General features: G+C 72.5%; 8 protein-coding genes and 1 pseudogene. 6 read left to right on the top strand and 3 right to left on the bottom strand.

The window, feature by feature from the left end:
* Positions 1 to 104: 104 nt before the first annotated feature.
* Both GXW74_RS27400 and GXW74_RS27405 read left to right on the top strand, forming a co-directional pair.
* Positions 105 to 1,427 (top strand): MATE family efflux transporter, encoded by a 1,323-nt coding sequence (locus tag GXW74_RS27400; RefSeq protein ID WP_211850062.1) that lies wholly within the window; start codon positions 105 to 107, stop codon positions 1,425 to 1,427.
* 23 nt (positions 1,428 to 1,450) lie between these two features.
* On the top strand, positions 1,451 to 2,233 hold the full coding sequence (locus GXW74_RS27405; protein ID WP_211850064.1) for an enoyl-CoA hydratase/isomerase family protein: 783 nt from the start codon (positions 1,451 to 1,453) through the stop codon (positions 2,231 to 2,233).
* Positions 2,234 to 2,257: 24 nt separating this feature from the next.
* Here the strand turns inward: GXW74_RS27405 and GXW74_RS27410 are convergent, their stop codons facing one another.
* Together GXW74_RS27410 and GXW74_RS27415 are read right to left on the bottom strand one after the other, a co-directional pair.
* Positions 2,258 to 4,678, bottom strand: coding sequence for a recombinase (locus tag GXW74_RS27410; RefSeq protein WP_246524262.1), 2,421 nt, complete (start codon positions 4,676 to 4,678; stop codon positions 2,258 to 2,260).
* A gap of 182 nt (positions 4,679 to 4,860) precedes the next feature.
* The gene (locus GXW74_RS27415) at positions 4,861 to 6,108 is read right to left on the bottom strand and encodes an ABC transporter substrate-binding protein (RefSeq protein WP_211850071.1); all 1,248 of its coding nucleotides are present in this window, start codon (positions 6,106 to 6,108) and stop codon (positions 4,861 to 4,863) included.
* Between the two features lie 165 nt (positions 6,109 to 6,273).
* On the opposite strand from GXW74_RS27415, the gene GXW74_RS27420 reads away from it, so the two are divergent.
* Positions 6,274 to 7,728: an N-acyl-D-amino-acid deacylase family protein gene (locus GXW74_RS27420; protein ID WP_211850073.1), complete on the top strand. Its 1,455-nt coding sequence runs from the start codon at positions 6,274 to 6,276 to the stop codon at positions 7,726 to 7,728.
* A 98-nt stretch (positions 7,729 to 7,826) separates the two neighbouring features.
* Here GXW74_RS27420 and GXW74_RS27425 read toward each other — a convergent pair whose 3' ends face one another.
* Positions 7,827 to 8,294 (bottom strand): RidA family protein, encoded by a 468-nt coding sequence (locus GXW74_RS27425; RefSeq protein ID WP_211850075.1) that lies wholly within the window; start codon positions 8,292 to 8,294, stop codon positions 7,827 to 7,829.
* A 98-nt stretch (positions 8,295 to 8,392) separates the two neighbouring features.
* On the opposite strand from GXW74_RS27425, the gene GXW74_RS27430 reads away from it, so the two are divergent.
* The 3 genes and pseudogenes from GXW74_RS27430 to GXW74_RS27440 all read left to right on the top strand — a co-directional run.
* The gene (locus GXW74_RS27430) at positions 8,393 to 8,980 is read left to right on the top strand and encodes a LysE family translocator (protein ID WP_211850077.1); all 588 of its coding nucleotides are present in this window, start codon (positions 8,393 to 8,395) and stop codon (positions 8,978 to 8,980) included.
* Between the two features lie 149 nt (positions 8,981 to 9,129).
* Positions 9,130 to 9,780 carry a dioxygenase family protein gene (locus GXW74_RS27435; protein ID WP_211850079.1) on the top strand — a complete coding sequence of 217 codons (651 nt, stop codon included), beginning with the start codon at positions 9,130 to 9,132 and terminating at the stop codon, positions 9,778 to 9,780.
* Positions 9,781 to 9,887: 107 nt separating this feature from the next.
* Positions 9,888 to 10,885: pseudogene (locus GXW74_RS27440) on the top strand (DUF4139 domain-containing protein); the annotation flags it as partial.

The raw sequence follows: 10,885 nt of genomic DNA on the forward strand, positions 1-10,885 counted from the left end.
CGCGAAACAAGCGCGCCCGGTCGCCGGAGGGCGCAGGCGGAGCCGAGCACCGCAGGCGTGAATCGGTCGCGCGAAACAAGCGCGCCCGATCAGGTGCCGCACGCGTGACCCACCCGCAGGAGGCACCCCCGCCCGCCGCGGTGCGGGAGATCGCGCGGCTGTCGGCGCCGACCATCCTCGTCACCTTCGTCCAGGCCGCGGCGCAGACCGCCGAGGCGGCGATGATCGGCCGGCTGAGCACCGAGGCCCTGGCCGGCTACGCGCTGGTGCTGCCGCTGATCATGCTGATGCAGATGACCTCGGGGGGCGCGATGGGCGGCGGCGTCGCCTCGGCGGTCGCGCGGGCGCTCGGCGGCGGGCGGCGGGAGGAAGCGGCGGCGCTGGTCAAGCACGCGGCGCTGATCGCGCTCGGCATGGGTCTGGCGACGACCGTGCTGGTGCTCGGCTTCGGGCCCATGCTGTTCCGCGCGGTGGGCGGCTCGGGTGCGACGCTCGGGCATGCGATGTCCTATGCCTCGATACTTTTCGGCGGGGCGGTGCTGGTGTGGCTGTCGAACATCCTCGGCGCGGTGCTGCGCGGCGCGGGCAAGATGCGCCTGCCGGCGATCATCATGACGGCGGTCTGGGTGCTGGAGGCGCCGCTGTCCGGCGTCCTGATGCTGGGGCTCGGCTGGGGGCTGGAGGGGGCGGCGATCGCCTACCTCATCGCCTTCGGCGTGGCGACGGCGTCGATGCTGGTGGTGATCGCGCGCGGCGGGGCGGGCTTCGTGCCGAGCATCGCCGCGCCGCTGCGGCGCAAGCTGTTCATGCGCATCCTCTCGGTCGGCGTGGTGGCGACGGTGATGGCGACCATCGCCAACATCGCCGTCGTGCTGATGACGGCGCTGGTCGCGCGGCATGGCACCGCGGCGATCGCGGCCTATGGCGTCGGCGTGCGGCTGGAGTTCCTGATCATCCCGCTCGGCTTCGGCATCGGCGTCGCGCTGCTGACCCTGGTGGGCCGGCGCGTCGGCGCCGGCGCCTGGGCGGAGGCGCGGGCGACCGCCTGGCGCGGCGGGCTGGTCGCCGGTGCGGCGGCCGGGGCGATCGGGCTGGCGGCGGCGGTCTTCCCGCATCCGCTGGCGCAAATCTTCGCCTCGGATCCGGCGGTGCAGGAGGCGATCGTGCTCTACCTGCGCTGGGTCGGGCCGTCCTTCGGTCCCTTCGGGCTGGGGATGGCGCTGTATTTCGCCTGCCAGGGGGCGGGGCGGATGCGCGGGCCCTTCGCCGCCGCGGTGGCGCGGCTCGGCGTGGCGGTCGGCGGTGGGTGGCTGCTGGCGGAATTCACCGGGGCGGGGCTCGCCGGTGCCTTCGCGGCGATCGCGGCGGGGCTCGTCGCCTATGGCGCGCTGGTCGCAGTGTCCGTCCGGCCGGGGGTGTGGCGCTGACCGCGCACGGCTATAAGCGCGCCATGCCGCACGATCTGATCCGCACGACCCGCGAGGGCGTCATCGCCACCGTCCTCATCGACCGCGAGGGCAAGCGCAACTGCCTCGACCTGCCGATGTGGGTCGCGCTGGGGGAAGCCTTCGCCGCGCTGTCGGCCGATGAGTCGCTGCGCGCCGTCGTCGTGCGCGGCGCCGGGGAGGACGCCTTCAGCGCCGGCGCCGACATCGCCGCCTTCGCGCTGGAACGCGGCACGCCGGAGCGCGAGGAGATCTACGGCCGCGAGCTGCACGGCGCCTTCCACGCCATCCGCACCTGCCTGCACCCGACCATCGCCGCCTGTTCGGGCTGGACCATGGGCGGCGGCTGCGGCATCGCCACCATGTGCGATTTCCGCATCGGCTCGCCGGCGACGCGGATGGGCATCCCGGCGCGCAACCTCGGCATCTTCTACGCCTATGAGGAGATCGACCCGATCCTGCAGATCTGCGGCTACGCCGCGACGGCGGAGATCCTGATCGAAGGCCGCGTGCTGACCGGCGAGGAAGCCTACCAGAAGGGGCTGCTGTCGCGCCTGGTGGCGGACGGGACGGTGCATGCGGAAGCGCAGGCGCTGGCGGAGCGGATCTCCCAGGGCTCGCCGCTCTCGGCGCGCTTCCACAAGCGGGCGATGCAGCAATTGCGGGGGGAGTTGCCGATCACCGCGGAGGACCGGGTGCGCGAGGGCTCCTTCGCCTACACCGAGGATTTCCGCAACGCGGCGCGCGCCTTCCTCGACAAGCGCAAGCCGGTGTTCGAGGGGCGCTGACGCGCAGCGCCCCCCGGCAGCGCATCAGATCGGGCAGACGCCGTTCGCGCAGGCGAGGTGCGCGAGATCCAGCGCCTCATGCAGCGCGGGGTCGCGGATGGCAGCGACGATCGCCTGGAAGGTGTCTTCCGCGACCTCCTCCTCCGGCAGGTATTCGTAGCCGAGCGCGGCATCCGGCGCGGAGGGCAGCACCGCGCAGCAGCGCACCTGCGGCTGGTGCGTCAGCAGGATGTCGCGGAAGGCCTCGAGGTCGTGCCGGTCGGTATAGACCTTGAGCGTGTAGGAGATCTGGTTGCCGCGCTCGGCGCCGATCCAGTGGCGCTCCATCAGGGAGAGCCAGCGGTACTGGTCCTCCGGGCTGGCTTCCGGCGCGGTCTTCAGCCGGTCGCCCAGGCCGAGGCGCTGGATCAGCGGCAGGGTCGGGAAGCCCACCACGCTCATGCCGGGGAAGGAGCGCAGTTCGCGCACCGGGTAGCCGCGCGCCTCGTAATCCGCCAGCAGCGGGTCGGCATCGGCGTGCCAGGCGCCGGCCTCGTTCCGCGTGCCCTTGAACTGCACCCAGCGGAGGTACTGACGGCGGGCGGGAAGATGCGCGCCCTCGGTCAGGCCGAACAGCTTGGAGGTGGTGCCGGCCGGCTTCACCGTGGTGACGGTGAAGGGGCGCACGCGGCCGAGTTCCTCGGCATAGGCGTCGGCTTCGTCCTTCGCTGCCTCGGAGAAGCGGGCGAGCGCCTCCCAGAAGGGCGCCGAACGCTCCTCGTCGAGCAGGTCGTCGAAGCCCAGGCCGAAGCGTGCCCAGGCCCATTCGTGCAGGCCGGTCGGGCCGATGCCCATGCGGTTGGTGCGGCGCACCTCCTCGGCATAGAGCGCGTCCATCGAGTTCGCGCGCATCAGGAAGCGCACGCCGAGGCGGACGGAATCCTCCACCCGCGCGTCCCATTCCGCCGCCGTCGCGTCGTCGAGCACGCCGGGGATCACCGAGGCCGGATCCATCGGGCAGGCGAGCAGCGGGGCGAAATCGGCGATGACGCAATAGCCGCCGGTCACGTGCAGCACGATCTCGCCGCAGGGGTTGGTCGTGCAGGGGAAATGAGCCTCCGCCGCGCGGGCGGACAGGTCGGCGAGCAGCCCCGCCGCGTGCTCCACCCGGTAGCGCGCGGAACGCACGTCGCGACCGTCATGGTGCACGGGCTTCTCCCGCGCGCGGCCGGTGCGGTGGTCCTCCAGCATGTCGCCGTTGATGAAGCCGGGCTCGCCGTTGACGAAGGCGCAGCGGGTGGCTTCCTCGAACACCGCCAGGGCGTGGCGGTCCTCGGCGCGGGCCGAGCCGGCGCGCGCCGCCTGCACGCCACGCCAGAAGGCACGGTCCACCATGACGGAGTTGTTCGCCGTCCAGAGCCCGCCTTCCGACTTGGCGCGGATGAAGCGGAGGATGCCGGGGTCGCGCCAGTTCTTGGTCGCCATGCGCGCGGCGCGGCGGGCGCCGCCGACCTGCACCTCGACCGAGAGGTGATGGTCCACCAGCATCGCCTGCTCCCAGGGCTCGGCCAGGCGGCCGTCGCGCGCGGGGGCGATGACCTCGCGCCGGATCGCCATGAAGGCGCGCATCAGCGACAGCGGGCCCGAGGCCGGGCGCCCCTGCATGCCGCCGATCGGCGCGCCGCGCGGGCGGATGGCGGAGAAGTCCAGCACCAGCCTGCGGTCGCTCGCGCCGGCGAAGGCGAGGCTCTCCAGCCGCTCGATCGCCTTGGCCCAGCCTTCGCGGCTGTCCTCGACCGCGTGATGGATGGCGCCTTCGGGCACGGAAGCGGGGTCGAGGATCAGTTCGCGCGCGAGGAAGCCGCGCACCGCCGCCTCGTCGAACGCCGCGACGCTGCTGTCCCAGGGCAGCAGGCCGAACTCGACGCCGAAGCGGTGCAGCGCGGCACGGTCCTGCGGGTAGTCGGGATGCTCGGGCGACAGGTGCAGCAGCACGTCCGGCGCCCCCGCCCAGTCCACCGCCACCAGCGCGTCGTCATAGGCGCGGCCGACGCCCGACCCGTTCAGCAGCAGGTAGAACTTGGCGAAGGAGGCGATCGCCGTCGCGCAGTTGGTGAAGACCTCCATGTTGCGCGTGGCCTGCTGCGCGTCGCCGTGCTGCAGATGGCGGCCGGAGGTGATCAGCGCGCCGGTCGCGATGGCGTTGCGCAGGCGGGCGCGCTCCGCGACCTCCCGCGCGCCGAGCGGACGGCCGAGCAGCGACATGTTCCCTTCCGCCACGCGGTCTGCGACGCGGCCGAAGCATTCCCGATCCTCGGGGCGGAAGACGGTGCGGCGGGCGACGGCGAGACCCATGCCGGCATCGAGCGCGCGCGGCGGCAGCTTCGCCTCGCCGAAGGCACCACCCGGCAGCGGCCGCACGACACCCTTCGATGCCCGCAGGGCACCGGCATGCATCCCATCCATCTGGCTCTGTCCCCTTCCGAGCCGCCGCCCCCTCGCGGCACCTCGGTGAGGCCAATTGGTATCAGCGATGCCAATTGGACGCTACCAGATGTTGTGGGCATGAGGCGCGTCCACCGCTAGCGGTGGTTGGCTTCTGCCGAATCGGCGCGGCGGGCCGGGTTCGCGCCCGCCGCGGCCGGAACTCAGCCCCGCACCAGGGGGCAGCCGCCCTCGCTGATCGGGCGGAAGGCGTCCTCGGCCGGCACCGTCGCCCGCAGCTTGTAGAAATCCCACAGGCCGCGGCTCTCGGAGGGCTTCTTCACCTCGAACAGGTAGGCCGGGTGGATCTTGCGCCCGTCCTCCCGCACGCGGCCGGGGCCGAAGGCGTCGTCGTCCGTCGGCATGCGCTTCATCACGTCGATGACCGCGATGCCGCTCGCCTTGGCGCGCTCGACGCCGACCTCCATCACCGCCTTGAGGTAGTGGATGCAGCAGGAATAGGTGCCGGCATGCTCCTGGCCCGGCATGTTGTCGGGCGTGCGGCGCAGGATGCGCTGCGCCAGGCCACGCGTGCGGTCGTTGAGGTCATGGTAGTAGACCTCGCTCAGCAGCATGCCCTGCGCGGCCTCGAGGCCGATGCCGCGGATGTCCTGCACGAACATGATCATGCCGGCGAGCTGCGCGCCGCGCCGCGTCAGGCCGAATTCGTGCGCCTGCTTGACGCAGTTCACCATGTCGCCGGCCGCCATCGCCAGCCCGACCACCTTGGCGCGGGATGCCTGCGCCTGCAGCAGGAAGGAGGAGAAGTCGGTCGTCCCCGGGAAGGGATAGCGCGCGGATCCCAGCACCCGCCCGCCGGCGCGCTGCACGAAGCCGCCGGCATCGCGTTCGAGCTGATGCCCGAAGGCGTAGTCCGCGGTGATGAAGTACCAGCTGTCGCCGCCCGCGCGCACCGAGGCGCCGCCGACCACGTTCGAGAACATCCAGGTGTCGTAGGTCCACTGGATGGTGTGGGTGCTGCACTGGGCGCCGGTCAGCGCCGAGGTCGCCGCGCCCGAGGCAAGCTGGACCTTGTCCTTCTCCTTCACCAGGTTGGCGACGGCGAGCGCGATGGCGGAGTTGTTCACCTCGCAGATCATGTCCACGCCGTCCTGGTCGATCCAGCGGCGGGCGAGCGCCAGCGCGGCATCGGGGCGGTTCTGGTGGTCGCCCTGCAGCACCTCCACGCGGATGCCGCGGTTCGCCATGCCGAGATCCTCCACCGCCTGCTGCGCCGCGGCGAGGCTGGTCGGGCCGGAGGTGGACCGGTAGGGGCCGGAGAAGTCGGCCAGCACGCCGATGCGAATCACCTGGTCGCGCGCCTGCGCCCAGGGGCGGCCGGCGGGGGCGATGATGGCGGCACCAGCGGCGGCGCCCCCCGCCAGGATCTGGCGGCGGTTGAGTTCGGTCATGCCTGGAACGTTCCCTCTTGATCGTGACGGGGGCGTTCACCCCCGGTTCGTTGCGGCACCATGCTGGCCGGACGGAAGGGATGTCGGCAAGGGGCGGGGTTTCGCCCGGGGCGCGGCCGGGCCATCATCGGCCCGTCATCCCATCCCCTGCAGGACGCCTTCGCCATGGCCCTTCGCTGTGACCTCATCATCCGTGACGCGACGATCTTCGACGGCACCGGCGCGCCGCGCCGGCGCGGCGACGTCGGCGTGACGGGGGACCGCATCGTCGCGGTGGGGGATCTCGGCGGCGCTTCCGCGGACCGCGAGGTGATCGCCGGCGGCAAGGCGCTTGCCCCCGGCTTCATCGACGCCCACACGCATGACGACCGCGCGGTGATGTGCGGGCCGGACTGCATGACCTGCAAGATCAGCCAGGGTGTCACCACCGTCGTCGTCGGCAATTGCGGCGTGTCGCTCTCCCCTGCCCGCTTCAGGCGCACGCCCCCGCCGCCGCTCGACCTGATCGGCGAGGATGGCTGGTGGCGCTTCGACAGCTTCGGCGACTACGCGCATGAGCTGAAGAAGCGCGGCTCGGAGGTGAACACCTACGCCCTCGTCGGCCACCAGACGATGCGCGTCGAGGCCATGGATGGCGACGTCATGCGCCCGGCGAAGGATTCCGAGATCGAGCACATGCGCCTGCGCGTGAAGCAATCCCTGGCCGAAGGCGCCTCGGGCTTCTCCACCGGCCTCTACTACCCGCCCAACATGCATGCGACGACCGAGGAGGTGATCGCGGTGGCCGAGCCGCTGCGCGCCTTCGGCGGCATCTACGTCACCCACATGCGCGACGAGGCCGACCGCGTCTGCGCCTCGATCGAGGAGACGGCGAAGATCGGCAAGCGCGTCGGCGTGCCGGTCTGGATCAGCCATCACAAGTGCTCGATGCCGGAGAACTACGGGCGGTCCACCCAGACGCTGCCGCTGATCGACGCCTACAACCAGTCGCAGGACGTCTTCTTCGACATGTACCCCTACCCGGCCGGCTCCACCGTGCTGATGCCGGACCGGCTGCGCGACGACGTGAAGGTGATGATCACCTGGTCGGTGCCGCATCCGGAGATGGCGGGGAAGTACCTCTCCGACATCGCGCGCGGCTGGAACACCGACATCCGCATGGCCGCCGAGCGCCTGCTGCCGGCCGGCCAGGTGACCTGGCAGATGGATGAGGAGGACGTCCGCCGGATCATGGCGCACCCGTCCTCCGTCATCGGCTCGGACGGCATCCCGCATGACGCGCACCCGCATCCGCGGCTGTGGGGGACCTTCCCGCGCGTGCTCGGGCTCTACGCGCGCGAACTGCGCCTGTTCAGCCTGGAGACCGCCATTCACAAGATGACGGGACGCACGGCGAACCTGTTCGGCATGGTGGATCGCGGCGTGATCCGCGAGGGCGCCTATGCCGACCTGGTGCTGTTCGACGCCGACACCATCATCGACAAGGCGACCTTCGAGAAGCCGAAGCAGGAATCGGCCGGCATCGAGGAAGTCTGGGCGAATGGCGTGCCGACCTACGTCGCCGGCAAGGGGGCGACGGGGGAGAAGCCCGGCCGCCTTGTCACGCGCAACCGCGTCTGACGGAAGGCGGGGGCGCCGCACCCGCACCGGGTATCCATCGCAGATGCAGGACATCTGCGATGGCCGCCGGGCGCCGCGCCGGCCACCGGCCCCCGTCGTCAGCCGAGAATCCGGAAGATCGCCTCGATCTCCACCGGGATGCGGTTCGGAAGACTGCCCATGCCCACCGCGGAGCGGGAATGCCGCCCGTTCTCGCCCAGCACCGCGACGAACAGGTCCGAACAGCCGTTGATGACCTTCGGGTGCTCCTCGAAGTCGAGATCGGCATTCACCATGCCGAGCACCTTCACCGCCTTCAGCCTCGACAGCCCGCCCGCGCCCTCGGCCGCCGCGGCGAGCAGGCCGAGGCCCACCATCCGCGCATAGCCATAGGCCTCCTCGATGCCCATCTCGCTCGGCACCTTGCCGCGCACCGGCACGCCGTCCGGCCGCCGCGGCCCCTGGCCGGAGGTGTAGAGGAAGCCGCCCTCCACCCGGTACGGCACATAGGTGCCGATCGGCTTCGGCACCGGCGGCAGGCTCAGGCCGAGCGCCGCCAGGCGCTGTTCCGGGGTTTCGTCGGACATGGCAGTCTCCTGGTTCCAGACCGCGCCATGCGACACGCGCATGGGCGTTCCGGCAAGAGCACAGAAGAAGGTCAGCAAATCTGACGTACCATCCCGCCATGGAAACACTCCTTCCCCTGCTCGGCTTCGCCGTGGCGACCTCGGTGACGCCCGGGCCGAACGTGCTGATGGTCGCGGCGGCGGCGGCCAACCACGGGGTGCGCGCGACCCTGCCCCACATGCTCGGCATCACCTTCGGCTTCGCCGCCATGCTGCTGATCGTGGGGGTCGGGCTGGCCGCACCCTTCGCCGCCTGGCCGATGGTCCACACCGTGCTGAAATGGGGCGGCGCGGCCTGGCTGCTGGTGCTGGCCTGGAAGATCGCCCGCGCCGGCGCGCCCGGCGAAGGGCCGTCCCGCCCGCCGCTCGGCTTCCTCGGCGCGGCGCTGTTCCAATGGGTGAATCCCAAGGCGTGGATGATCGCGCTTGCCGCCATCCCGGCCTTCACCACCCCGGCCGGGGACACGCTGGCCGAGACGCTGCGCATCGCCGCCGTCTTCGCCGTGGTCTGCCTTCCCTGCACCGCGGTCTGGGCCGGACTTGGCGCGGGGGCGGGGCGGGTGCTGCGCACGCCGGCCTCGCTGCGGGCCTTCAACTGCGCGATGGCGGCGCTGATGGTGGCCTCCCTGCTGCCCGCCTTCGTCTGATACCGGCCGGCCTTTCGGCCGGTTCGGCATCGGGGTCCTGCTTTCGCGCGCGGCCGCCCCGCCAGGTTCGGCGGCATGGCGTTGCGCTTCGCAACACCCGGCAAGGCGGAATCGGCGCATACATGGCGCGCCGGATGAGGAGCCCCGCCATGACCACCACCATCCCGCGCCACGCCCTGCGCCGCCGGGGCCTGATCGCCGCGGGCAGTTCCCTGCTGCTGCCCCTGCCCGCCCTGGCGCAGTCGCGCATGGCGACCCCGGCACAGACCCGCGGCCCCTTCTATCCCGTCGCCTTCCCGGCCGACACCGATGCCGACCTGGTGCGCGTGCGCGGCGCCGCGGCCGAGGCCATGGGCACCGTCACGCATCTGCGCGGCCGCGTCACCGACATTGCGGGCGAGGCCGTCCCCGGCGCGCTGGTCGAGATCTGGCAATGCGACGCCAATGGCCGCTATGCCCATCCGCGCGCCCCGCAGACGCACCTCTTCGACGCCAACTTCCAGGGCTATGGCCGGGTGATGACGGATGCGCGCGGCGCCTACGCCTTCCGCACGCTGCGTCCGACGCCCTATCCGGGGCGCACGCCGCACATCCACGTGCAGGTCACGCGCCCGGGCGGTGGCGCGGTGCTGGTGACGCAGTTCTACGTCGCCGGCGAGCCGCTCAATGCCCGCGACGGCGTCCTCAACGCCATCCGCGATCCGCGGGCACGCGAGTCGGTGATCATCCCCTTCATCCCCGCCGACCGCATCGAGGCGCGCGCCCTGCTGGCCGAGGCCGACATCGTCCTGGCGCGCTGATGCCACCCTGAAGCGCTTCAGGCGGACCGCCGGGCGTCACCGTCCCGCGCTGGACCGGCAGCGCCCGGCTTCCTACCCTCCGCGCCCCTGCGGAGAGGAGACCGCCCATGCGCCGCCTGACCCTCGCCTTCCTGCTGACGGCCTCGACCGCGCTCGCCACCGAATTGCCGGTGCGCAGCGTCACGCTCTCCTCCGCGGGACTGGCGCAGGTGGAACGCGCGGGCGAGGTCGCGGCCGATGGCAGCGTCACCTTCCGCGCGCCCACGGACGACGTGGACGACCTGCTGCGCAGCCTGATCGTGGTCGACACCGCCGGCACGGTGGAAGGCCTGCGCCTGCCCGCCCGCGACCTGGCCGGCGAGGCCTTCCGCGGCCTGCCCCTGCGCCCCGAGGATTTCGAGAGCCGCGTCCGCCTGCTCGCCGCCCTGCGCGGGCAGGAGGCCGAGGCCGGCGGCGCCCGCGGCCGCATCGCCGATGCCGCCGAGACCGAGCGCGGGCTGCGCCTTTCCCTCGTCACGCCGACCGGCATCGCGACGGTGCTGCTGCGCGAAGGCGACGAGGTGAAGCTGACCGACACCGCGCTCGCCGGCCGCGTCGCCCGCGCGGCGGAGGCGCTGGCCGCCGCGCGCTCCGCCGACGAACGGCGCATCGAGATCAGCCTGCGTGCCGACCGCGCCCGCCAGGTGGCGGTGCTCTACGTCGCCGGTGCGCCGCTGTGGAAGCCCTCCTACCGGCTGCTGGTGCCGCCGATGGGGGCACCCGCCGGCACGGCACCGCAGGGCGCACCCGCCGGCACGGCCCAGGCGCGGCTGCAGGGCTGGGCGGTGGTGGAGAACGCCTCCGGCAGCGACTGGGACGCGGTACGGCTCGCCCTCGTCTCCGGCGAGGCGGCGGCCTTCCGCCAGCGGATCTACCAGCCGATCACGGTGGCGCGGCCGGAGATGCCGGTGCGCGTCGCCGGGTCGGTGATGGTGCAGCCCGACACCGGCGGCCGCCCGCTGCCGCCGCCGGCGCCGGCACCTGCCGTGGCGCCGGTCGGGCGCGTCGCGGAGATGAGCGCCGCACCGCAAATGGCGCGCCGCGCCGGCGCGCCCGACGCCCCGGC

It is taken from the genome of Neoroseomonas eburnea, from assembly GCF_018129005.1.
Lineage (GTDB): Bacteria > Pseudomonadota > Alphaproteobacteria > Acetobacterales > Acetobacteraceae > Neoroseomonas > Neoroseomonas eburnea.